Origin of the sequence: Actinoplanes lobatus, assembly GCF_014205215.1 — a bacterium.
GTDB lineage: Bacteria > Actinomycetota > Actinomycetes > Mycobacteriales > Micromonosporaceae > Actinoplanes > Actinoplanes lobatus.
On record NZ_JACHNC010000001.1, the window covers coordinates 2,618,237 to 2,640,787 of the forward strand.

Below are 22,551 nucleotides of genomic sequence, written 5' to 3' on the forward strand. Positions count from 1 at the left end.
GTTCGTTACCGGAAAGACGGCACCGCAGGCGTCAGACCCGCCGCCGCCGCGCGCCCGAGGAGGGCGTCGGCGGCGGCGAGTCCGTCTTCGCCCAGTTCCAGGGTGAATTCGTTGACGTAGAGCTCGATGTGCTGTTTCACCACGGTCGGCTCCATCTCCTGCGCGTTGGCGAGGACGAAGTCCTGGCTGGCGGCCGGGTCACGCCAGCCGTGCCGCAGCGACTCGCGGATCCACCCGGTGGCGGCGGCCGGGTCGACCGTGCCGCGCTTGGCGAGGATGGCGCCGAGCGGGATCGGCAGGCCGGTGTCGCTCTCCCACCACTCGCCGAGGTCGACCAGGGCGGACAGCCCGTACCTCGGATAGGTGAACCGGGCCTCGTGGATCACCAGGCCGGCGTCGAAGCGGCCCTCGGCAACCCCCGGCATGATCTCGTGGAACGGGACGACCTCGATCCGGGCCGGCCGCTGCTCGGCGGCCCAGAGGCGGAACAGCAAATACGCCGTGGTGCGGTCACCGGGCACCGCCACGGTCGCGCCGTTGAGGTCGGCGCGGTCCCGGGTCAGCACCAGCGGGCCGCAGCCGCGCCCGAGCGCGCCCCCGCAGGGCAGCAGCTCATAGTCGCCGAGCAGCCAGGGCAGCGCCGCGTAACTGACCTTGACCAGGTCGAAGGCGCCGTCGAGGGCGGCCGTGTTGGTGACGTCGACGTCGGCGAAGGTCAGATCCACCGGCGGGGCGCCGGGCACCAGCCCGTGGATCAGCGCGTGGAACACGAAGGTGTCGTTGGGGCACGGGGAGACCGCCAGGGAGAGCGCCACGCCCACCACGCTAGCTCTCATCTGTCTCCAGAGAAAAATATTCACGTCTCCCTCTGGCCCCGAAGGTGTGACCGTTCTTACACTCCGCCTTGTCGGATCAAATGATCTACCAAGGGGGTGCCGCGTGACTCGTTCGCTGGTGGCGGGTGTCCTGGTGCTCGGCCTCATCGGTGGGCTGCCCGCGCCCGCCCACGCAGCCGAGAGCTGGACACCCGCGAACGATCTGGAGGGTGCGTGCGTCACCCTCAAGACCTCGAACAGGTACGTCTTCAAGGACAGCGTCGGGTACGGGTTCACCGGCACCGCGTCGAGCGCCGAGAAGTTCCGCTTCGAGGCCACCCAGCTCGGCCGCTACCAGGTGCGTGACTCGACCGGCGCCTCGATCTATCAGAGCGTCCTCGGCTGGGTCTGGGCCGGCTCCGAGTACGGCGACCGCGCCGACTGGACGGTCAGCGCCGCCGACGGCCAGTACCGGCTGGTGTCCACGGCCACCGGGCAGCAGATGGGCAACTACCTCGGCGGCCTCGGCGCCGGCGGCTCCACCTTCACGCTCACCCCGGCCACCGGGTGCGCCGCGATCCCGGACATCGCCACCGGCGTGAGCGGCACCCCGGCCGCCGGCGTCGACGCGCAGGGCCGGCTGGTCGGCTGGATCGACGCGCACGCCCACATCACGGCGGCCGAGGCGTTCGGCGGGTCGCTGCACTGCGGGGACGCCTACGCCTCCGGCGGCGCCCAGGTCGCGCTGAAGGGCTGCGCCTCGCACGCCACCCTCGGCTGGGGCGCCCTGCTGGAGGCCATCATCGCGGGCACCGACCCGATCAGCTCGGCCGAGGACGGCTGGCCCACCTTCGGCGACTGGCCGCAGCACGACACGATGCTGCACGAGGCGTCCTACTTCCGCAGCCTGGAACGGGCCTGGCAGTCCGGCCAGCGGGTGCTCAACGTGCTGCTGGTGGCCAACCGGGTGATCTGCGGGCTGACCGCGGAGCACACCTCCTGCGACGAGATGGACCAGATCCGGGCGCAGTCCACCTATCTGCGGAAGATGCAGGACTACGTGGACGCCCGCAGCGGCGGCCCGGGCAAGGGCTGGTTCCGGCTGGCCACCACCCCGGAGCAGGTCCGGCAGATCGCCGCGCAGGGCAAGCTCGCGGTCACCATCGGCGTGGAGAACTCGGAGATCTTCGGCTGCCGGGAGATCAAGGGCGTGCCGCAGTGCACCACGGCCGACATCGACGCCGGGCTCGACGAGCTGGAGAGCATGGGCGTCAGCGGCTTCTACCCGGTGCACAAGTTCGACAACGCGTTCGGCGGCACCCGCTTCGACTCCGGCGTCACCGGCGCGGCCGTCAACGTCGGCAACCTGATCTCCACCGGGCACTGGTGGCAGGCGACCAGCTGCACCGGGCCGTCCGACAACGAGCAGCCGCTGGTCAGCGACGACATCGCCGAGCTGCTGGCACTCGGGGTCGGCCTGCCGGCCGGGACGATCCTGCCGGTCTACCCGAGCGGGAAGATCTGCAACACCCGCGGCCTGACCGAGCTCGGCACGTACCTCGTCGAAGCGATGATGGCCCGCGGCATGATCATCCACATCGACCACATGGGGGTGAAGACCGCGTCGGCGGTCCTCGATCTCGCCGAGCGGGCCGGCTACCCGGGCGTCACCTCGGTGCACAGCTGGTCCGACCCCTCCATGGTCAACCGGCTTCTCGGGGTCGGCGGTTTCGTGGCCGGCTACGCGTTCTCGGCCACCGAGGACGGCCAGGGCACCGGCACCTTCCTCGACCAATGGCTCGCCTATCGGGCCCTCGCCAACGGATCGAAGATCACCGGGTACGGCGTGGGCACCGACGTGAACGGGCTGGGCACGCAGGCCGCCCCCCGCCTGAACGCCGGGTCCAGCCCGCTCACCTACCCGTTCACCGCGGTCAACGGCACCACCGTCACCCGGCAGGTCTACGGCTCCCGCACCTTCGACCTGAACACCGACGGCGTCGCCCAGTACGGCCTCTACGCCGACTGGGTCACCGACCTGATCAACCAGGCCGGATCCGACGGGCCGCTGCTCCGGTCGCAACTGCTGAGCGGCGCCGAGGCGTACACGGTGATGTGGGAAGGGGCACGTGCGTGACCCTTGTCGAGGCGCGCGTCGACCGTCGCTGGATGACGGCCTACGCACTGGCCATGATCGGGATCGCGGCCGGCTGGTTCGGGCCGATCCAGATCCTGCTGCCCGAACAGGCCGCCCGCCTCGCCGGTGACGACGGCAAGGAGGCGCTGCTCGCCCTGGTCACGGCCTGGGGAGCGGCGGCCTCCATGGTCGCCAACCCGCTGTGGGGGATCCTCTCCGACCGGCTGCGGGCCCGTCGGCCGATCTTCCTGGCCGGAACCGTCACCGGGGTCGCCGGACTGCTCGTGCTCTCCGGCGCGGACACCACCGGCACCATGGCCACCGGCTGGATCCTCGTCCAGGTGGGGCTGAACGGGCCGCTCGCCGCGCTGGCCGCGATGATCGGCGACCGGGTGCCGGAGAACCAGCGCGGCACGGTCGGCGCCCTCTTCGGGGTGGCCCAGATCGTCGGCGTGGTGCTCGGCACCGCCATCGCGGTCGCCGTCGGCGCCGGATCGTGGGGCTACGTCGCGGTGGCGATCGCGGTCCCGGCGCTCGGCGGGGCGCTGCTGCTCGTCTACCGGGACGTACCGGTGGTCTCCGCCCGCGAGCGGATCCACTGGGCGTGGCCGGGCGGGCAGTTCGCCTGGGCCTGGCTGATCCGGTTCCTGCTCAACCTGGTCAACGCCCTGGTCCTGGTCTACCTGCTCTACTACCTGTCGGACCGGGTGCGCGTCGGCGACGCGGCCACCTGGGTGCTCATCGTGACCGTCGTCAACGTGCTCTTCGCGGGCGTCGCCGGATTCGCCGGGGGCGTGCTGTCCGACCGCTGGGAACGGCGCAAGGTCTTCGTGGCGACCGGGGCGGTCCTGCTCGCCCTCGGCACCGCGCTGATGGCCCTCGTCCCCGTCGTGCCGGTGGTCATCGGGGCGTCGGTGCTGGTCGGGGTCGGCTGGGGCGCCTACATCGCGGTCGACATGGCGGTCATGACCCACGTCCTGCCGGACGCGGAGACCCGCGCCACCATGCTCGGTGTCGCCAACGTTGCCGGAACCCTGCCGCAGCTGCTCGCCCCGGTGCTGGCCGCGCCGATCGTCACCGGGCTCGGCGGCTACCCCACCCTCTACCTGCTCACCGCCGCCATCGCGCTGGCCGCGCTGGCCCTCCTGCCCCGCCTGCGGGCGTTGCGCTGAAAGGATCCACCGTGTACCCCCAGTTCCCACCCGGCTTCCGGTTCGGCATGTCCACCTCGGCGTTCCAGATCGAGGGCGCGGCCGACGCGGGCGGCAAGGGCCCGAGCATCTGGGACACCTTCACCGCCCGCCCCGGAGCCGTCCGGCACGGCCAGGACGCCCGGGTGGCGAGCGACCACTACCACCGGTACGCCTCGGACGTCGACCTGATCGCCGAGGCCGGCGTGCACGACTACCGGTTCTCGTTCTCCTGGCCCCGGGTGCTCGCCGGTGACCTCGACTTCTACGACCGGCTCGTGGACAGGCTGCTCGCCTCCGGGGTCCGCCCGGTGCCCACGCTCTACCACTGGGACCTGCCGCAGGAGTTCGAGGACGCCGGCGGCTGGATGAACCGGGACACCGCGCACCGGCTCGCCGACCACGCCAGCGCCCTCGTGCTGCGCCTCGGCGACCGGGTCCGGGACTGGATCACCATGAACGAGATGAACGTGCACACCCTGTACGGGTACGCGCTCGCCGACCACGCCCCGGCCCGCGGACTCGGACTGGGCGCCCTGCCGGCGGCACACCACCAGCTGCTCGCGCACGGGCTGGCGGTGCAGGTCCTGCGTACCCACGGGGCCGGGTCCGTCGGGGTGGCGCAGCAGCACTTCCCGGTCACGGCCGCCAGCGACGACCCGGCCGACGTCGAGGCGGCGGCGATCTTCTCGGCGCTCACCAACTGGACCTTCTCCGATCCGATCCTGCTCGGCGACTACCCGGACGAGCTGATCCGGGCCGGGGTCGGGGTGCCGGAGGCCCAACTCGACCGGGACCTCGAACTGATCAAGGCGCGGCTCGACTTCTACGGGGTCAACTACTACGAGCCCACGATGATCGAGGCGCCGAAAGCCGGGAAGGACTACTCCGGGGTGCTCGAAGTGGACATTCCGGCGGACATGCCGTTCTCGCCGGTGCCGGTCAAGAGCGACGAGCGGACCGACTTCGGCTGGGCCGTCGTGCCGGCCGGGCTCACCGACATCCTCGTGACGCTGCGCGACCGGTACCCGGACCTGCCTCCGGTGATCATCACGGAGAACGGGGCGTCGTTCCACGACTCGCCACCCGGGCCGGACGGGCGGGTCCACGACGAGCGGCGCATCTCCTACCTGGACGCGCACCTGCGTGCGGTCTCGGACGCGATCACCGCCGGGGTACGGGTGGACGGCTACTACGTCTGGTCGGCGATCGACAACTTCGAGTGGGCCGCGGGGTATGACGAGCGCTTCGGGCTCATTTACGTTGATTTTTCGACGCTTGAGCGTACGAAAAAGGATTCTTGGTTCTGGTACCGGGATCTGATCGCGGCTCAGCCGCGCAACTGATCGGTGAAGGTGGTGGCGAGGCGGGACAGCCGTTCGGCGCGTCCCTCCTCCGCCCAGCCGTCCACCAGGCTGAGCAGGGTGCTGCCCTCCACCAGGATGATGAAGTCGTCGATCACGGCCTCGTCGTCGACCCCCGCGCGCAGCTCGCCCAACTCGCGTGCCTCCCGCAGGCAGGTCCGCAGGTGGCCGCGGATCTCCCGGTGCGAGGCACGGCGTGACTCGGCCAGCCGTGGATGCGACAGCGCCGCCCCGGCGAAGGCCACGTTCACATGCGCGTCGGCGGCCCGCTCCTCGTCGATCGGCAGCACCGCCTCCAGGGCCGCGCGCAACGCGTCCAGCCCGAACAGGTCACCACCGATCCGGAAGGCGCGCTCCACGATCCGGTCGTAGACCGCCCGCTGCGCGGCCACCAGGATGTCGTCCTTGCCGCCCAGGAAGTGCGCCAGCACGCTGAGCGAGCAACCGGCCTCGTCGGCGATCGCCCGGGTGGTGGTGCCCTCGACGCCGCGTGCCCGGACCACACGCCACGCCGCCGCCAGCAGCTCCGCCCGTCTCAGGTCGTGGTCCACCAGCTTCGGCACGGCGACAGCTTATGCCTCCGCCGGCGCCCACCGCCGGTCCGGCGGTCTTTGTCCACCGTCGGCGCGGTCACCGTCTTTGTCCACCGTCGGCGCGGTCACTGTCAGGCCGGCGCCTTGTCCACCGTCGGCGCGGTCACCGTCAGGTTTGCCAGACGCCGGGCCAGCGGCAGGGTCGCGATCACCGCCACCACCGGGATCAGGAACGCCCAGCGCAACCCGATCGGCTCGGACAGCGCCCCGATCAGCACCGCCCCGCCCAGCGCGCCGCCGTAGTTGAACAGGTTCACCTTCGCGATCACCTCGTCACTGCTGGCCAGAGCCGCCTCACCGGCCGCGCTGAAGGCCAGCGGCACCAGCACGCCGACCCCGATGCCGGCGATCGCGAACCCGGTCACCGCAGCGCCCACCGCCGGCAGCGCGACCACCAGACCGCAGCCCACGCCGCACACCACCAGGGAACCGATCGCGAGCGGCACCCGGCCGGCCCGCGGCGTCATGTGGTCGGCCACCAGGCGGCTGACCAGCACCGCACCCTGGTAGGCGGCGTAACCGAGCGGCGCCACCGAGGCGGCCGCGGCCAGCGAGTCCTTCAGGTAGACCGAACTCCACGTGCTGACCGCCGAGTCCACCAGGAAGGCCGTGAAGATCAACATCCCGCAGACCACGACGATTCTGCGTACGCCGTTACCGCCCCCGGCATGCGCGACCGCGGACCGAAGCGTGCGCCCCGGCTCGAACAGCCGCCAGCCCACCAGCCCCACGACGATCGCGAACAGCGCCGCCACCGCCACCGCCACGGCCGCCCCCACGCCGCCCGCCAGCACCGCCGACATGAGCAGTGCCGCCGCGATGGCCGCGGCCGTGTAGGCGGCGAAGAGCCGGCTCATCACACTGCGCCCGAGGCGGGCCTGCACCAGCACACCCTGCATGCTCAGCGAGGCGTCCACCGCGCCCAGTCCCACACCGTAGGCGAGCAGGATGGCCGCGAACACCGCGTTCGGTGACCGGAAGGTGGTCCCGGCCAGGCCCAGACCGACGATCAGGAGGCCGGAGGCGAGCGCGTACCGGCTGCCCCACCGGGCGGCGATCCGGTCGGCCAGCACCGAGCCGCCCGCCGCCGCGACGCACACCAGCAGCAGGATCGCCGAGACGAAGGTGTCGTCGATGCCCTGCCGGTCCTTGAACTCCGGCAGCGCCGTCACCACCGTCGCGTAACCGAGCCCCTGCGCGGCATATCCGGCGCCGATCAACCGGGCCCGGGCTCCCGCCGACATGGCGGCGCCGCTGACGTCGTTCATCGATCCTCGCTTCGGTGTCGGCGGCGGTGGTCCCGGTCACATCCTTTGTTCAGCGCAGCATGCCGCCCACGACCGCCGACGGCAACAGCCTCGATGTAAAAGATCCACTCGGCTTGCCCTCATGATCAGAATTCGGGAAGCCCACGACCAGGTCACTTGCCCACAAACCACCGCACTTCCCCGGTACGGCCCGCGTCGCCCCGGGGTGCGGGCAGGGCGGGCTTCGGCGTACCGGGGAGGGTTTTGATCAAAGAAGTGCGTTGAGGGCCGGGGTGGCGGCCCGGAGGGCGGCGAAAGCGTCGGCCAGGCGCCAGGCGGCGCGGTCGCGGGGGCCGATCGGGTTGGAGACGGCGCGGAGTTCGGCGAAGGGCAGGCCGGCTCCGGATGCGGCGACGGCCACGCCGTACCCCTCCATCGCCTCCGCCGCGGCGAGGGGAAAGCGGGTGGCCAGGCGGTCGGCGGTCTCCGTCGTGCCGGTGACCGTGGCGAGGGTGAGGATCTCGCCGGGGATCGCCTCGGGCAGGGCGGTTCGCAAAGCCTTGACCAGGGTCGGATCGGCGTCGAGGACGCTGCTGCCGAAGCCGAGCTCCTCGATCGGGAGGAAGCCGCCGGGGGATTCGGCGCCCAGGTCGGCGGCGATGCTGTGGGTCGCGATCACCAGGCTGCCGACCGGGGCCCGGCCGGGGAAACCGCCGCCGATGCCGGCGCTGAGCACCGCGCGGTAATGGCCGGTGGCGAGCAGGCGGGCGGTTCCGGCGGCGGCCGCGGCCGGCCCGACGCCTACGGCTTCGACCACGGCACGGTCCGGGTCGAGGTGGGTGCGGAAGGCATCGGCCTCGGCGGCCACCGCGGTCACGATCAGGAGGGGGTACGCGGTCACAGGTCCTCGCCGTCGTCGTTGCTGGTGCCGGGTGTGGCGGAGGACGGCCGGTAGACGTGGAAGCCGGGGGGTGCCGCCGGGTTCCGGGTGGTGGGCCCGCCGGTGAGGTCGTCGTCCCAGTCGCGGTTCTCGGTGCGTGCGGCGGGGCGGGCCGGCTCGGTCGCGGTGTTCTTGCGTCTGCCTCCCCACCAGCGGCGGCCGGTCGACGGGGGATGGAGCCGCTCGGTGTCGCCGGGGCCGGAGTCGGCCGGGCGGCGAGGGGCGGGTGTGGTGGCCGCGACCTTGCGGGTCCGGGAGGTCGGGCCGGTCACGCGCGGCGACTTCGGGGTGGTGCGGCGGGCCGGGTCACCGCCGGGGCGCGACCCGTTCGCCGGTGCCGTGTCGACGGCGGTCGAGGTCCAGAGGGCGTCGGGATCGGTGGGGTCGGTGTCCGGGTCCAGGGGGAGGGCGTCGGGGCGGCCCGCGAGGCGTTCGTTGTGCAGGCGGGCGGCCGACCAGGCGGCCCGGGCCGCGGCCAGGACGGCGAGCAGGGCGGCGAAGCCGATGCCCAGGCGGCCGTCGAACGGGATGATGCCGAGGCCGCCGCCGGCCACCCAGGCCAGCATGAGCGCGGTCTCCGAGTGGGCGAAGGCGGTGGCCCGCTGCCGTTCCGGGACCCGTTCCTGGATGCTGGCGTCCACGGCCAGCTTGGCGATGCCGCTGAAGATCGCGGTGAGCAGCGCCAGCAGCGTGACCATCGCGAGGTTGTAGAAGATCGCGGTGAGCACCGCCACACCGGCCGTGACGATCAGGCCGCTGGACTGGAGGGCCAGGGGCCGCCGGATGCGCAGGCCGGTGCCGGCCGCCGTGGAGACGAAGGTGCCGATCGCCAGGGCGGCGCCGACCAGGCCGACCGCGGCGCCGCGAGAGAGCTCCACGCCGAGCATCGAGGTGGTCAGCTGGCCGCCCATGATCGCGAAGGTGAGGAAGAGCAGCAGGAAGCCGTAGAGCAGGCGCAGGCTGCTGCTGCCGATCAGGGTGGCGACGACCAGGGGGCCGGAGAGCGGGCGGTCCCCGCCGCGGCCCATGCGCAGCACGGTGTGCCAGGCACGGGGCAACTCCTCCGGCGGGTCGGAATCGGCGCGGGGCGGCAGGCGGAGCGACACGACCATGCCGATGAGGAAGATCAGGGTGGCGACCCGCAGCGGCCACTGTGGCCCGAACTTGAAGGCGAGCAGGCCGATCGGCGCCACCAGGATGCCCGCGAAGGTGCCGTAGACGCTGGCCCGCGCGCCCACCTGGGACAGCCCGACACCTTCCGGCAGCAGGCGTGGCACGGCGGCGGAGCGGGCCACCCCGTACGCCCGGGAGAGCGCGAGCACCCCGAAGGCCGCCGGATAGAGACCCCACTCGAGCAGGTTGTCGGACATCACGTAGGCCAGGAAGGCGCGGCCCAGGAAGGTGGCTGCCAATGCGTACCGGCGGCCGTGCCGGAAGTGGTCGAGCAGCGGGCCGACGATCGGCGCGAGCAGCGCGAACGGGACCATCGTGATGAGCAGGTAGAGCCCCACCTTGCTGCGTGCCTCGCCGAGCGGGACGCTGAAGATGGTGCCGGCCAGGCCGATCGCGATGAGGGCGTCGCCCGCGCACGAGACGGCGTGCAGGTCGAAGAGCCGGATCATGCCGATCTCGTTGGCGGCTCCGCGGGCACGGGCCGAGCCGACGCGACGGGTGGCCCAGGCGCCGCCGCGCACCGAGCCGCGCACCAGCAGGCGGGCGGCCTTGATGCCGGTGCCGACGGTGCGTCCGAGAGTGGGAAGCAGCGGCATGGGAACCATCCTGACTGATGCGGGCGACCCGCGTCCTGTTCCGCGCCGGTCTATCTGGGGAGTCGTTGCGGGGACCCGGGTTCGGTAGGCAACAATGGGCGGGTGACCTCCAGGACCACCACCCGCGCCGCCCGACTCGACCAGGTCTGTGCCGATGCTGTCGGGGTGGCCCGTGGTGCCATCACCGAAGTGGATCCCACTGACATCGGCGAGCATCTCGAAGTCGTCGCCGAGGCCGATCGGGTCGTAACCCATTTCTTCGAGAGCCATCTGGCCGGTTACCAGGGCTGGCGTTGGGCCGTGACGGTGACCCGCGTCCCGCGCAGCCGGCACGTCACGGTCTGCGAGACGGTGCTGCTGCCCGGCCCGGACGCGCTGCTCGCCCCCGGCTGGGTGCCGTGGAACGAGCGGGTGCAGCCAGGCGACCTGGGTGTCGGCGACCTGATGCCGACCGCGCCCGACGACGACCGGCTCACCCCGGGCTATGTGCTCAGCGACGACGCGGCCGTCGAGGACGTCTCCTGGGAGCTGGGCCTCGGCCGGTCCCGGGTGATGTCCAAGGACGGCCGGATGGAGACCGCCCAGCGGTGGTATGACGGCGACGCCGGCCCGGAGGCGCCGATCTCCGCGGCCGCCCCGCGCAACGCCCGCTGCGGCACCTGCGGCTTCTACCTTCCGCTCGCCGGGACGATGCGGCAGATGTTCGGCGTCTGCGGCAATCTGTACGCGCCGGACGACGGCCGGGCGGTCAGCGCCGACCACGGCTGCGGCGCCCACTCGGAGGCGCTGCTCAGCACGGCCGAGCAGCCGGTCGACGAGCTGCCCACGGTCTACGACGACAGCGAGGTGGAGGCCGTGGCGGTCAGCCGCGGGCACGGCTCGGTGGAGTCCGGCGAGCCGGCCGAGGATTACGGCCACAGCTAGGCGTCGACGGTGAACTCCGGGTGCGTCAGCGCCCGGCGGCGCCGTCTGTTCCGGTCGTGCACGACCATGGTCAGCGTGCCCGGGATGCCCCACAGCAGTCCGGCCAGGCAGGTCTGGAACCACAGGCCGGGCGCATCGGTGAGCCATGTGATCAACGTCGCGACGGCGAAGGCGGCGACGCCGGCCAGCGCGAACGGGACCATCGGGGGATCGAGTGGCGCGGGCCGTGGTTTCGTCCCGGTCACCACGGTGAGAGCCGGCAGCGGGTCGCCGGCGTGCGTGGCGGGAGACAGGTCACTCACTCCGCCAGGGTACGGCCATTACGGATCGCATCGGCGCAACGCGTGAGAGTTGTAACATCGCACGGCTTTTACCGAGGTAGTTGCATCTGAAAGCATGCGCGCGTTCGTTCATGCGCTGCCTTTCGGAAGGTCCCATGTCTGTAGATAGCGAACCGGGTACCGGCACGGCCAAGAAGGCCCTCGACCGGTTCTTCGAGATATCCAAGCGCGGCTCGACGATGAGCCGCGAAGTGCGTGGCGGTTTCGTCACGTTCTTCACGATGGCCTACATCGTGGTGCTGAACCCGCTGATCCTGGCCGGTGGCGCGGACGAGACCGGCGCCAAGCTGCCGATCGCCGCTCTCGCGGCCGGTACGGCCCTGGTCGCCGGCGTGATGACCATCCTGATGGGCGTGGTCGCCCGGTTCCCGCTGGCGCTGGCCGCCGGCCTCGGTGTGAACGCCCTGGTGGCGTACGAGATCGCACCCGAGATGACCTGGGCCGACGCGATGGGCCTGGTGGTCATCGAGGGTGTGCTGATCGCGATCCTGGTGCTGACCGGGCTGCGTACCGCGGTGTTCAAGGCGGTGCCGACGCAGCTGAAGACCGCGATCGGCGTGGGCATCGGCCTGTTCCTGATGATCATCGGCCTGGTCGACGCCGGGTTCGTGCACCGGGTGCCGGACGCCGCCAACACCACCGTCCCGGTCGAGCTGGGCCTCGGCGGCACGCTGGTGACCTGGCCCACGTTCGTCTTCGTGGTCGGCCTGATGATCACGCTGGTGCTGTTCGTCCGCAAGGTCAAGGGCGCGATCCTGATCGGCATCCTGAGCACCACGGTCATCTCGATCATCGTGGAGGCGATCGCCGGTCTCGGCCCGGCCGTGGTCAAGGCGGGCGGCTGGTCGCTGAACGTGCCGGCGCTGCCCGGGCAGATCATCGACACTCCCGACCTGTCGCTGATCGGGCAGTTCAACGTGCTCGACTCGTGGTCGACGGCCGGTCCGCTGGTCGTGCTGATGTTCGTCTTCACGCTGCTGGTGACGGACTTCTTCGACACCATGGGCACGATGGTCGCGGTCGGCCAGGAGGGCGGGCTGCTCGACGCCGACGGCATGCCGCCGCGGTCCACCGAGATCCTGCTCGTCGACTCGATCGCCGCCGCGGCCGGTGGCGCGGCCAGCGTGTCGAGCAACACGTCGTACGTGGAGAGCGCGTCCGGTGTCGGTGAGGGCGCCCGGACCGGTCTGGCCAGCGTGGTCACCGGTGTGCTCTTCCTGGTGGCGATGTTCTTCGCGCCGCTGGTGAAGGTGGTGCCGTTCGAGGCGGCGTCGACCGCGCTCGTGGTGGTCGGCTTCCTGATGATGACCGCGGTCCGGCAGATCGACTGGTCGGACTACACCATCGCGTTGCCGGCGTTCCTCACCATCACGCTGATGCCGTTCACCTACTCGATCTCCAACGGCATCGGGGCCGGGGTGATCAGCTACGTCATCCTGAAGGCGGCCACCGGCAAGGTCCGGGAGATCCATCCGATGATGTACGGCATCGCCGCCCTGTTCGTCCTGTACTTCGCCAGGGGTCCGTTGGAGTCCTGGATCCTCTGAGGATTCTCGGCCGTCAACCGGGTGCGCTAGCGTGCCCGGTGACGGCTGTCATACGGATAATCGGATGTCGTTAGCCATGCTCATTAGCTAGGCTAAGGACCGTGATGGAGCGGGTGATGACGACGGAGCGCACGACAGCGGAATCGCTGGCCAAGACGCTGCGGGATGCGATCATCCGGTTCAGCCGGCGGGTCCGGCAGGCCCGCCCCGTGGGTGACCTGACGTTCAGTCAGCTGTCCGCGCTGACCAGCCTCCAGCTGGCCGGCGCGCTGACTCCGCGTGAGCTCGCCGACGTGGAACGCGTCCAGCCCCCGACGATGACGAAGATCGTGGGGAAGCTGGAGGAGCGCGGGCTCGTCGCGCGTACGCCGCACCCGACCGACGGGCGCCAGGTGATCCTGGCCGCCACGGACGAGGGCCGGGCGGTTTACGCACTGCACGAGCGGGCCCGTAACGAGTGGCTCGCCGTCCAGCTGGACCGGCTCACTCCCGAGGAACGGGACACCCTGGCGCACGCTGCGGAGATCCTGCAGCGGGTCGCCCGGGGCTGACCCCCGGCCCTTCCGAGGTCGCTCGCTTCATCACAGGCGATGACGCGTACGACCGAGGAGGCGCATACCGCGTGCGGGCAGCCCTGAACACCACATTCCTATCCCTTCGGGTTCCGAACTACCGACTGTTCGCCGGCGGGCAGCTGGTGAAGCTGGTCGGGGTGTGGATGATGTTCACCGCCCAGGACTGGCTGGTACTCGAGCTCTCCGGCGACTCACCCGGGGCACTGGGCATGGTCACGGCGCTTCAGTTCGTACCGGTGATGCTCCTGACCCTCTGGAGTGGCCGCCTGGCCGACCGGTACGACAAGCGCAAGCTGCTGATCGCGGCGAACGCCGCCTTCGCGGCCTTCGCGATCCTCTTCGCGGTGCTGGTCGCGGCCGGGGTGGTCGAGCTGTGGCACGTGTTCGTGTCCGCGCTGTTCCTCGGCATCGCGAACGCGGTGGAGACCCCGGTGCGGCAGGCGTTCGTCTCCGAGCTGGTCGAGCTGCGGCTGCTGCCGAATGCGCTGGCGCTCTCCGCGGCCACCTTCAACATCGCCCGGATCAGCGGCCCGGCCCTGGCCGGCGTGCTGCTCGCGGTGCTCTCCACGCCCGGGGTGTTCCTGATCTCGACGGCGCTGGCGGTCGCGCCGGTCTTCACCTACCTGCGGATGCGCCCCGCCGAGCTGCACGGCGCCGACCGCCGGGCCGGTGACGGCGCCCGGGTGATCGACGGTCTGCGCTACGTCGGCAAGCGGCACGACCTGCTGCTGCCGATCGGCATGATGGCCGTGATCGGCATGATCGGCTTCAACTTCCCGGTCACGCTGGCCGCCCTCGCGAAGATCGAGTTCAACGCCGGCCCGTCGTCGTTCGGCCTGCTCACCACATGTCTGGCCGTCGGCTCGCTGGGCGGCGCGCTGGCCGGCACCCGCCGCCGGACCCGTCCCGGCGTCTACAAGGTGATCGGCGCGGCGCTGTTCTTCGGGGTGTTCGAGTTCGCGGTCGGGTTCGCGCCCAACTTCGCGGTCGCGGCGCTGCTGCTGGTCCCCACCGGCTTCTTCTCGATCTACCTGGCCCAGGGAGCGAACCACCGGGTGCAGATGGGCGTCGACCCGGCGTTCCGGGGCCGGGTCATGGCCCTGTACGTGCTGGTCTTCCTCGGCAGCACACCGATCGGGGCGACGCTCTCCGGCTGGTGGGGCGAGCGTTTCGGGGTGCCGTCGAGCATCTGGGCGGCCGGTCTGGTCAGCTTCGTGGCCGCGCTGGGCGCGCTGGCCTGGCAGCTGCGGGCCAGCGGCGAGCGGCTGCGGATCGAGAAGCGGCCGAGCCGGCGGATCCGGCTGGCCGTCACCCCGGTGGTGCCGCGGCCGCGGAGCACGTCCTGCGCGCACGCCGAACCGCTCGCGCACTCCGGTTCCGGCGTGAACGTCTGACGGCCGGAGATCCCGGATTTCTCCGGGATCCCGCAAGGTCGGCACACCCGTCCACCAAACGGGTATTCCGGCCTGGCCGGACAGGGCCTAGCGTCTAACCGTGGCGATCGCGCACCTCGCTGTGCTTTCGGCGGCGCTTTCGGCGCTGCTGATCCTGCCGTGCGCCGCCTCCATCATGCTCAGCGGCCAGGCGTCCGACCTGCGCCATCTGCTCACCCGCCGGGGCCGCCGCGAACTGCGCGCCCGTAACGGCCGCGACCGCGCCGCCCAACGCCACTCGGCCCGCCGGTCCTCCCGCCGCCAGGTCGAACGGGGCCCGCGAGGCCGCCACGAACGCGCCTCGCTGCGGCGCCTCGACCGCGGGATGAAGAACTGGGACCCGTCCCGCCTGGCCGCGCTGCGGCCGCCGCCGATCGAACGGATCGCGTACGAGCTGCGCCGTCTCGACCAGCAGCGGCGCAGCGGGCTCGTGGCGCAGTCGGAGGCGCTGTACAACGCCGTCATGCTGGCCTACGACACGTACCTGCGGATGGCGTGCCGCTGCCTGGGTGTCCCGGAGCGTCTACAGTCGCTGACCGGCTCGGACCTGGATCTGGAGCGGCTCCGCGTGGAGGCCACCCTGGAGGCGGCCGGCCTGATCCTGCGCCGGGAGACCGGCCCGTCCGCCTGAGGAGTCAGAGCGGGCCGGCCCAGAGCCGGTGATATTCGCCGTCCGCGCTGCTGACCAGGGAGAACTCGTCGACCTCCCAGGACGGTCCGGCGTAGTCGGCGAGCGCCGCCACGACACGGCGGTCGAACCGGTAGGAGATCGTCAGATGGGGGTGGAACGGCCGCCCGTCGATCGGGAACCCGGCCTCGGTCAGCGCGACCCGGACCCGTTCGCGGAAGGCCGTCAACGGCTCCAGATCACCGAGCAGACCGGCCCAGAGCACCGAGCCGAACCGCCCGCTGCCGGCCAGGTGCAGACGCACCGGGCCGGGCCCGGGAACCGTGGCCAGAGCCTCGACGACCGGCTCCTCCGGCACGTCGCCGAGGAACGCCAGGGTGACATGCCACTTGTCCGGACTGCGGGCGGCATGCGCCGGCAGGTGACGGCGCAGATGGTCGCGGGCCTCCTCGGACGGGAAGACGGCGACGAAGAGGCGCGGGCCGGTCAGGACGACTCGCGGGCCGCCGGGCCACCGCCGAACAACACGTCGTCCCAGCTCGGGAGACGCTTGCGCGGCTTGTTGCTCTCCTCCGACTCGGTGCTGGCCGACGTGCTCTGACCCACCGTGCGGCGCGGGCGCAGCACCGCCAGGGACGGCACGGCCGGCACCTCCTTCGGCAGGTCGGCGTCGTCGTCGAAGGCGGAACCCGAACCACCGCCCATCAGCGCCGCGGCGCCCCCGGCGACCGGGCGGCGGGGAGCCGGCTCCAGGCCGCGGCCGGACGAGCCCTCGAGCGGCCGGTCGAGCGAGGCCAGCAGCGCGTCACGGCCGGCCCGGATCGGGTCACGGCCGACACGGGACGGCGCCGGGTCGGCGCTGGGCAGGCCGTGACCGCCACGGCTCGGCTCGGTGCTCCGGGTGGGACCCGGCAGACCGTGGCCGCCGCGCTCGGGAGCGGGCTCCTGGCCGAGGATCTGGGTCGGGCGCTCGGCGCACAGATATTGAGCCATGTCGTCGTGCGGCGACACCACCTGACGGCCCTTGTCCAGATCCCAGATGGCCTGGGCGGTGGCCTTGCCGGACGGCCAGGTGGCGACGATGCGCCAGGTGCCGTCGTCGCGGCGGAACGCGTCCCACGAGATCTTCTCGGTGTCGATGCCGTGCTGCGCGAGACGGCTGTCGACCACCTCGGACAGTGGCTGACCGGAGTCGGACGTCTTCAGCCTGGTCCGGCGAGCGTGCTGGGCCAGCATGGCCCGCTCCTGCAACACCGGGCCGGCATAGCGCAGGACCCGGTCGACCGGGACACCGGCGATGCGGGCCACATCGTCCGCGGACTCGCCGGACCGGATGCGGGCCTGGATGTCACGCGGGGACAGCGAGGGCGCCGACTCGCCGGACAGGACCGCCACGGCCGTGCCGGGAGCCGCGGGACCCTCGGTGAGGACTCCGGACACCCGCTCGTCGATGGGGAGAGCCAGCAGGCGCCCGACCTCGTCGGCGAGCACGAGAGCCTGTCCGTCTTCAGAGATGGCGACGAAGCGTACCGGCCGCATGCGTTGCCTCCGTCTCGTCGCGTTGGCCTGTGCTCCCGAGAGTCATTCACCCGGGCGCGTTTCGGAACACGGTACGCCCCTTGGTCACCCGATGGGGGTAAGCCACGCCGCCAAACTGCTGACCAGCGGAGATGATCATCGCTATTCGCCGCCAGCTTCCCGTCAACCTTTATCGGTACGCCTGGAGCGGCGTCAATACGACTAACTCAAACGTTCGGCCACATAGTCGATGCAGGCTGTGAGAGCGGTCACGTCGGACGGGTCGACGGTCGGGTAGAGGGCAACGCGGAGCTGGTTGCGGCCCAGCTTGCGGTAGGGCTCGGTGTCCACCACGTCGTTGGCGCGCAGCACCTTCGCGATGGCCGCGGCGTCCACACCCTCGAAGTCGATGGTGGCCACCGCGGCCGACCGCAGCGCCGGGTCGGTGACGAACGGCTGCGCGAAGGACGACCGGTCGGCCCAGCCGTAGATCGCCGCCGCGCTCTCCGCGCTGCGCTTGACCGCCCAGGACAGGCCGCCCTGCGCGTTCATCCAGTCGACCTGCTCGGCGGCGAGGAAGACGGTGGCCAGCGCCGGAGTGTTGTAGGTCTGCTCCAGCCGGGACTGCTCGATCGCGGTCACCAGGTCCAGGAACTGGGGAACGTACCGCCCGGACGCCTTGATCTCGTAGGCCCGCTCGATCGCGGCCGGCGACATCAGGGCCAGCCAGATCCCGCCGTCCGAGCCGAGCGCCTTCTGCGGGGCCAGGTAGTAGACGTCGGTCTCCCGGACGTCGACGTCGAGGCTGCCGCCGCCCGAGGTGGCGTCGGTGAGCAGGAGCGCGCCCGGGTCGGCGCCCTCGACCCGGCGGACCGGGACGGCCACACCGGTGGACGTCTCGTTCTGCACGGTGGCGTAGACGTCGGCGCCGGCTTCGGCGGTCAGGTACGACGCCTGGCCGCCGGGGGCCCGGTGCACGGTCGGCTCGGCCAGGAAGGGCGCGTCCGTGACCGCCTGCACGAACTTGGCGCCGAACTCGCCGAATTCGGCGAACTGGGCCTTCTCCCGGACCAGGCCGAAGGTGGCGACCTCCCAGAAGGCGCTGGTCCCGCCGTTGGACAGGACCACCTCGTATCCGTCGGGCATCGAGAAGAACTCGGCCAGGCCGCGGCGCAGCCGGGCCACCTGGTCCTTCACCGTGCTCTGCCGGTGCGAGGTGCCCATGAAGGTGCGGGACACCGCGGAGAGCGCCTCGACACCCTCGGGACGGACCTTGCTCGGGCCCGAGCCGAAACGGCCGTCTACGGGTTTGATCGTGTCGGGGATCCGGATGTCAGCCACGATCACACATTATGCGGGAGCTGATCCCAGCCCTCGACCTCCTGCGGCTTCCGCGGGTCCGGTCCCACATAGTGGAGACCCGGCCGCAGGATCCGCCCGAGCTTCTTCTGCTCCAGGATGTGCGCGCTCCACCCGGCCACCCGGGCGCACGTGAACATCGAGGTGAACATGTGCGCCGGGACCTCGGCGAAGTCGAGCACCACGGCGGCCCAGAACTCCACGTTCGTCCACAGGTGCTGGTCCGGTTTGCGCTCGTGCAGCTCGGCCAGGGCGGCCCGCTCCAGTGCCTCGGCCACCTCGAAGCGCGGGGCGCCCAGGTCCTTCGCGATCCGGCGGAGCACCTTGGCCCGCGGGTCCTCGGCGCGGTAGACCCGGTGGCCGAAGCCCATCAGCCGCTCGCCGCGGTCCAGCCGGTCCTTCACATAGCCGACCGCGTCGCCGCTGCGCTCGACCGCCTCGATCATGTGCAGCACCCGGGTGGGCGCCCCGCCGTGCAGCGGGCCGGAGAGCGCGCCGATCCCGGAGGAGATGCAGGCGGCCGCGTCGGCGCCGGTGGACGCGACGATCCGGGTGGTGAAGGTGGACGCGTTGAGACCGTGCTCACAGGAGGAGATGAAGTACGCGTCGACGGCCTTCACGTGCCGCGGGTCCGGCTCGCCACGCCACCGGCGCATGAACCGCTCCACGATGGTCTCGGCCTTGTCGATGTCCTTCTGCGGGACGGCCGGCAGGCCCAGCCCGCGGGCCGCCTGGGCGACGAAGGACAGCGCGGTCACCGACACCCGGGCCAGGTCGCGGCGGGCCTGCTCGTCGCTGATGTCGAGCATCTGGGACAGGCCCCAGTAGGGCGCCAGCATCGCGACGGCGGACTGCACGTCGACCCGGATGTCCCCGGAGTGCACCGGCACCGGGAACGGCTCGGCGGGTGGCAGCCCCGGGCCGAACCGGCCGTCCACCAGCAGGCCCCAGACGTTGCCGAAGGAGACTTGCCCGATCAGGTCCTCGATGTCGACGCCGCGGTACCGCAGGGCGCCGCCGTCACGGTCGGGCTCGGCGATCTCGGTCTCGAACGCGATGACGCCCTCGAGCCCCGGCTTGAAGTCGGTCACGGCACTCCCTGTGGAACCGAACTGCGGTGGGCCATTCATCTTGCCCGCCGGGTAACGGCATGGTCGACCCATCGCGATTGTGCTCTGGATGACACCCATCCTGGTTCAACTGACGATTCGCGGTGGGGGATTTACGGTTCGTTTCACATCCCGGGGTTACCTCAGTAGTTTGCGCCGGGGAAGGGCCGAGAGCGAGGGAGCGGCATGGGCGCCGAAGCACCGTCACCCGCCGGGATGCGCCGTGACTACGGGGAGTGGCCGCCGCTGACCGAGAGTGTTCTGGCGGCCACCTGGCCGGAGCAGTTCGCGCTCTGGTTCGCCGACGCGACGGCCTTCGGCCTGCCGGAACCCAACGCGATGATCGTGGCCACCGCGGACGCCGGGGCGCGTCCCTCGGCGCGGACCGTTCTCCTCAAGGGGTACGACGACCGCGGTTTCGTCTTCTTCACCAACTACGAGTCGCGCAAGGGGCGGGAGGCGGCCGTCAACCCGTACGCGAGCCTGGTCTTCCCGTGGTTTCCGATGCAGCGCCAGGTGATCGTGACCGGCCCGGTCGAGCGGGTCTCGCGCGCGGAGACCGAGGAGTACTTCGCGTCCCGGCCGCGCGGCTCCCAGCTCGGCGCCTGGGCCAGCCCGCAGTCGACGGTGCTGCCCGGGCCGGAGGCGCTGGACGATGGCCTGGCCGCGGTGGCCGAGCGGTTCGGGACCGGGCCGGTGCCGGCCCCGCCGCACTGGGGCGGGCTGCGGGTGCGGCCCGATGCCGTGGAGTTCTGGCAGGGCCGGACCAGCCGGCTGCACGATCGCCTCCGCTACCGCGCGACCGGTCCGGGCTGGGTGGTGGAGAGGCTGGCGCCTTGACGCAGGCGACCCGGCGGCCGCGGTCCTGGATGATCGACACGCGGCCGTTGCGCGTGCCCACGTTCCGGCGGACCTGGATCGGCAACGGCGCGTCGTACTTCGGCTTCCAGTTCACCGCGGTGGCCGTACCGGTGCAGATGTTCGCGATAACCGGATCGCCCACCTGGGTGGGCCTGCTCGGCGTGGCCGGGCTGGTCCCGCTGTTGATCTTCGGCCTCTGGGGCGGCGCGGTGGCCGACGTGGTGGACCGCCGCAAGCTGCTGCTGTGCAGCTCGGTGATCACCTGGGCCAGCACGCTCGCGCTGCTGGTCCAGGCGCTGCTCGGGGTGCGCAGCGGGCACCTGCTGCTGGCGCTCACCGCGGTGCAGTCGGCCGGGTTCGCGGCGAGCTCCCCGGCCCGGCAGGCGATCGTGCCGCGGATCGTCCCGGAACGCCTGGTCCCGGCCGCCAACACACTCAACTACACGGCCACCACGGCCGGCGGGGTGCTCGGTCCGCTCGTGGCCGGCGTGATCATGGGCATCTGGTCCACCGGCGCCGGCGTGACCGCGGCGTACGCGCTGGACGCCCTGCTGTTCAGCGTCACGTTCTGGGCCACCTGGAAGCTGCCGGGCATCCCGCCCGCGGCCCGCGGTGACGGCGACGAGAAGCCCAGCGCCGGACTCCGCGGCATCCTCGCCGGCCTGCGGTTCCTGGTCACCCAGCCGGTGCTGCTGCTCTCCTTCGCCATCGACCTGATCGCCATGGTGTTCGCCATGCCCCGGGCTCTCTTCCCGGCGGTCGCGGTCCAGTTCGGCGGCGGCTCGGTGGTCGGCTGGCTGTACAGCGCGATCGCGATCGGCGCGATGATCGGCGGGCTCACCTCGGGCTGGATCAGCCGGATCCGCAGGCAGGGGCTGGCCCTGGTGGTCGCGGTGGTCGGCTGGGGCGTGGCGATCGGCCTCTCCGGGCTGGCCGACCACCTGTGGGTGATCGTGCTGATGCTCGCCCTGGCCGGCGCGGCCGACCTGGTCAGCGCGGTCTACCGGCAGACGATCATGCAGACCTTCGCGCCGGACCGGCTGCGCGGCCGCCTCCAGGGCGTGTTCACCGTGGTGGTGGCCGGTGGGCCCCGCCTCGGTGACCTGCGGGCCGGGGCCACCGCCGACCTGACCGGCGTCGGCACGTCCTGGGTGGGCGGCGGGTTCGTCGCCGCCGGACTGGCCGTGGTGCTCGCGTGTACCTCGCCCGCGCTGATCCGCTACCAGTCCGAGCCGGAGCGGGTGGACGCCGGATAGTGTCGCGGGTATGAGCGCAGAGTCAGCCGCGAGGTCCGGGATCCAGTGGTCGATCGAGGCGGCGGGACACCGCGCCGTCGTCACCGAGATCGGTGGCACGCTGCGGGCGTACTCCGTCGACGGCGCCGAACTGCTGGACGGCTTCGGCGAGGACGAGATCGCCCCAGGCTCGGCCGGGCAGATCCTGGCGCCCTGGCCCAACCGGATCCGGGACGGGAAGTACGAGTTCGAGGGGCGGTCGTACCAGCTCGCGCTCACCGAGCCGGCCCGGCACAACGCCATCCACGGGCTGGTCAACTGGTCCCGCTGGCACGCCGTCGAGCAGACCGCCGACGCGGTCACGCTGGAGTACGACCTGCCCGCCCAGGTCGGCTACCCGTGGTCGCTGCGCCTGCGTAACCGCTGGTCGGTGTCGTCCGACGGGCTCCGGGCGGTGCAGGAGGTGGTGAACACCTCGGAGTCGAACGCGCCCTGGGGGTACTCGGTCCACCCGTACCTGCGGCTGCCCGGCGTGACCGTGGAGGACACCGTGCTCCAGGTGCCGGCCAGGTCACGGATCCTGGCGGACAACCGGCTGCTGCCGATCGGCGCCACCAAGATCGCCGGGACCGAGTTCGACTTCAGCGAGCCCCGCCGGATCGGTGACCTGGTGCTGGACACCACCTTCGGGGACATCGACTTCGGCCCCGACGGGATCACCGCGGTCACCCTGTCCGACCCGGCGTCCGGCCGCGACATCGTGGTCTGGGCCGACGGGAAGTACCGCTACTGGCAGGTCTTCACCGCCGACACCCTGCACGGCGAGCGGTTCCGCCGGTCCGTCGCGGTGGAGCCGATGACCTGCCCGCCGGACGCCTTCCGGACCGGCCGTGACCTGGTCGTCCTCTCGCCGGGCTCGACCTGGGAGACCTCCTGGGGCATCCGGCCCTCTGTCGCCTGATGGAG

At 71.7% G+C, this 22,551-nt stretch carries 21 protein-coding genes; 11 read left to right on the plus strand and 10 right to left on the minus strand.

Annotated elements, in window-relative coordinates; all coding sequences use genetic code 11:
• Positions 1 to 5: 5 nt before the first annotated feature.
• The gene (locus BJ964_RS12090) at positions 6 to 815 is read right to left on the minus strand and encodes a 1,4-dihydroxy-6-naphthoate synthase (RefSeq protein ID WP_188120757.1); all 810 of its coding nucleotides are present in this window, start codon (positions 813 to 815) and stop codon (positions 6 to 8) included.
• 124 nt (positions 816 to 939) lie between these two features.
• On the opposite strand from BJ964_RS12090, the gene BJ964_RS12095 reads away from it, so the two are divergent.
• The 3 genes from BJ964_RS12095 to BJ964_RS12105 are packed head-to-tail and all read left to right on the plus strand — an operon-like array spanning position 940 to position 5,488.
• Entirely contained in the window at positions 940 to 2,952 is a 2,013-nt protein-coding gene (locus BJ964_RS12095) for an amidohydrolase family protein (protein ID WP_188120758.1), read from the plus strand.
• Complete coding sequence (locus BJ964_RS12100; protein ID WP_203832533.1) at positions 2,949 to 4,124, plus strand: MFS transporter; 1,176 nt, start codon at positions 2,949 to 2,951, stop codon at positions 4,122 to 4,124. The genes BJ964_RS12095 and BJ964_RS12100 overlap by 4 nt, the downstream gene beginning before the upstream one ends.
• An 11-nt stretch (positions 4,125 to 4,135) precedes the next feature.
• On the plus strand, positions 4,136 to 5,488 hold the full coding sequence (locus BJ964_RS12105) for a GH1 family beta-glucosidase (protein ID WP_188120759.1): 1,353 nt from the start codon (positions 4,136 to 4,138) through the stop codon (positions 5,486 to 5,488).
• On the opposite strand, the gene BJ964_RS12110 is transcribed toward BJ964_RS12105, so the two are convergent.
• The 4 genes from BJ964_RS12110 to BJ964_RS12125 form a co-directional block, all read right to left on the minus strand.
• The gene (locus BJ964_RS12110) at positions 5,473 to 6,069 is read right to left on the minus strand and encodes a TetR/AcrR family transcriptional regulator (RefSeq protein WP_183225332.1); all 597 of its coding nucleotides are present in this window, start codon (positions 6,067 to 6,069) and stop codon (positions 5,473 to 5,475) included. The genes BJ964_RS12105 and BJ964_RS12110 overlap by 16 nt on opposite strands.
• A 101-nt stretch (positions 6,070 to 6,170) precedes the next feature.
• Complete coding sequence (locus tag BJ964_RS12115) at positions 6,171 to 7,367, minus strand: MFS transporter (RefSeq protein ID WP_188120760.1); 1,197 nt, start codon at positions 7,365 to 7,367, stop codon at positions 6,171 to 6,173.
• 247 nt (positions 7,368 to 7,614) lie between these two features.
• Entirely contained in the window at positions 7,615 to 8,247 is a 633-nt protein-coding gene (locus BJ964_RS12120) for a futalosine hydrolase (RefSeq protein WP_188120761.1), read from the minus strand.
• On the minus strand, positions 8,244 to 10,064 hold the full coding sequence (locus BJ964_RS12125; RefSeq protein ID WP_407650802.1) for an MFS transporter: 1,821 nt from the start codon (positions 10,062 to 10,064) through the stop codon (positions 8,244 to 8,246). Before BJ964_RS12125 ends, BJ964_RS12120 begins: the two co-directional genes overlap by 4 nt.
• Positions 10,065 to 10,109: 45 nt before the next feature.
• Between BJ964_RS12125 and BJ964_RS12130 the strand changes: the two genes are divergently transcribed.
• Complete coding sequence (locus BJ964_RS12130; protein ID WP_223150145.1) at positions 10,110 to 10,979, plus strand: DUF3027 domain-containing protein; 870 nt, start codon at positions 10,110 to 10,112, stop codon at positions 10,977 to 10,979.
• Here the strand turns inward: BJ964_RS12130 and BJ964_RS12135 are convergent.
• Positions 10,976 to 11,281, minus strand: a complete 306-nt coding sequence (locus BJ964_RS12135) for a DUF2530 domain-containing protein (protein ID WP_307838022.1) — start codon at positions 11,279 to 11,281, stop codon at positions 10,976 to 10,978. The genes BJ964_RS12130 and BJ964_RS12135 overlap by 4 nt on opposite strands.
• A gap of 134 nt (positions 11,282 to 11,415) precedes the next feature.
• Here BJ964_RS12135 and BJ964_RS12140 point away from each other — a divergent pair, with 134 nt between their 5' ends.
• From BJ964_RS12140 to BJ964_RS12155, 4 genes are all read left to right on the plus strand, one after another.
• Entirely contained in the window at positions 11,416 to 12,867 is a 1,452-nt protein-coding gene (locus tag BJ964_RS12140) for an NCS2 family permease (protein WP_188120764.1), read from the plus strand.
• 116 nt (positions 12,868 to 12,983) lie between these two features.
• Positions 12,984 to 13,418, plus strand: a complete 435-nt coding sequence (locus tag BJ964_RS12145; protein WP_183225326.1) for a MarR family winged helix-turn-helix transcriptional regulator — start codon at positions 12,984 to 12,986, stop codon at positions 13,416 to 13,418.
• A gap of 71 nt (positions 13,419 to 13,489) precedes the next feature.
• Positions 13,490 to 14,836 carry an MFS transporter gene (locus BJ964_RS12150; protein WP_188120765.1) on the plus strand — a complete coding sequence of 449 codons (1,347 nt, stop codon included), beginning with the start codon at positions 13,490 to 13,492 and terminating at the stop codon, positions 14,834 to 14,836.
• 100 nt (positions 14,837 to 14,936) lie between these two features.
• Positions 14,937 to 15,506, plus strand: coding sequence for a hypothetical protein (locus BJ964_RS12155; protein ID WP_188120766.1), 570 nt, complete (start codon positions 14,937 to 14,939; stop codon positions 15,504 to 15,506).
• A 4-nt stretch (positions 15,507 to 15,510) separates the two neighbouring features.
• Here BJ964_RS12155 and thpR read toward each other — a convergent pair whose 3' ends face one another.
• The 4 genes from thpR to BJ964_RS12175 all read right to left on the minus strand — a co-directional run bounded on the left by thpR (position 15,511) and on the right by BJ964_RS12175 (position 19,471).
• Positions 15,511 to 16,041, minus strand: coding sequence for an RNA 2',3'-cyclic phosphodiesterase (thpR, locus tag BJ964_RS12160; RefSeq protein WP_188126914.1), 531 nt, complete (start codon positions 16,039 to 16,041; stop codon positions 15,511 to 15,513).
• Complete coding sequence (sepH, locus tag BJ964_RS12165; protein ID WP_188120767.1) at positions 15,990 to 17,042, minus strand: septation protein SepH; 1,053 nt, start codon at positions 17,040 to 17,042, stop codon at positions 15,990 to 15,992. Before sepH ends, thpR begins: the two co-directional genes overlap by 52 nt.
• Before the next feature lie 201 nt (positions 17,043 to 17,243).
• Positions 17,244 to 18,362, minus strand: coding sequence for a phosphoserine transaminase (serC, locus tag BJ964_RS12170; protein ID WP_188120768.1), 1,119 nt, complete (start codon positions 18,360 to 18,362; stop codon positions 17,244 to 17,246).
• 2 nt (positions 18,363 to 18,364) lie between these two features.
• A complete protein-coding gene (locus BJ964_RS12175; RefSeq protein WP_188120769.1) occupies positions 18,365 to 19,471 on the minus strand; it encodes a citrate synthase 2 in 1,107 nt (368 codons plus the stop codon).
• A gap of 204 nt (positions 19,472 to 19,675) precedes the next feature.
• Here BJ964_RS12175 and pdxH point away from each other — a divergent pair, with 204 nt between their 5' ends.
• The 3 genes from pdxH to BJ964_RS12190 are packed head-to-tail and all read left to right on the plus strand — an operon-like array spanning position 19,676 to position 22,546.
• Positions 19,676 to 20,329 carry a pyridoxamine 5'-phosphate oxidase gene (gene pdxH, locus BJ964_RS12180; protein WP_188120770.1) on the plus strand — a complete coding sequence of 218 codons (654 nt, stop codon included), beginning with the start codon at positions 19,676 to 19,678 and terminating at the stop codon, positions 20,327 to 20,329.
• 29 nt (positions 20,330 to 20,358) lie between these two features.
• Entirely contained in the window at positions 20,359 to 21,606 is a 1,248-nt protein-coding gene (locus BJ964_RS12185) for an MFS transporter (RefSeq protein WP_188126915.1), read from the plus strand.
• Between the two features lie 10 nt (positions 21,607 to 21,616).
• The gene (locus BJ964_RS12190) at positions 21,617 to 22,546 is read left to right on the plus strand and encodes an aldose 1-epimerase family protein (protein WP_188120771.1); all 930 of its coding nucleotides are present in this window, start codon (positions 21,617 to 21,619) and stop codon (positions 22,544 to 22,546) included.
• The last annotated feature ends 5 nt before the right edge of the window (positions 22,547 to 22,551 follow it).

Bases quoted from the DNA above. Each gene is read 5' to 3' on its own strand.
- BJ964_RS12115 (WP_188120760.1), bottom strand. From the start codon at position 7,367: ATGAACGACGTCAGCGGCGCCGCCATGTCGGCGGGAGCCCGGGCCCGG.
- BJ964_RS12125 (WP_407650802.1), bottom strand. From the start codon at position 10,064: ATGGTTCCCATGCCGCTGCTTCCCACTCTCGGACGCACCGTCGGCACC.
- BJ964_RS12140 (WP_188120764.1), top strand. From the start codon at position 11,416: ATGTCTGTAGATAGCGAACCGGGTACCGGCACGGCCAAGAAGGCCCTC.
- BJ964_RS12145 (WP_183225326.1), top strand. From the start codon at position 12,984: ATGACGACGGAGCGCACGACAGCGGAATCGCTGGCCAAGACGCTGCGG.
- sepH (WP_188120767.1), bottom strand. From the start codon at position 17,042: ATGCGGCCGGTACGCTTCGTCGCCATCTCTGAAGACGGACAGGCTCTC.
- pdxH (WP_188120770.1), top strand. From the start codon at position 19,676: ATGGGCGCCGAAGCACCGTCACCCGCCGGGATGCGCCGTGACTACGGG.
- BJ964_RS12185 (WP_188126915.1), top strand. From the start codon at position 20,359: ATGATCGACACGCGGCCGTTGCGCGTGCCCACGTTCCGGCGGACCTGG.
- BJ964_RS12190 (WP_188120771.1), top strand. From the start codon at position 21,617: ATGAGCGCAGAGTCAGCCGCGAGGTCCGGGATCCAGTGGTCGATCGAG.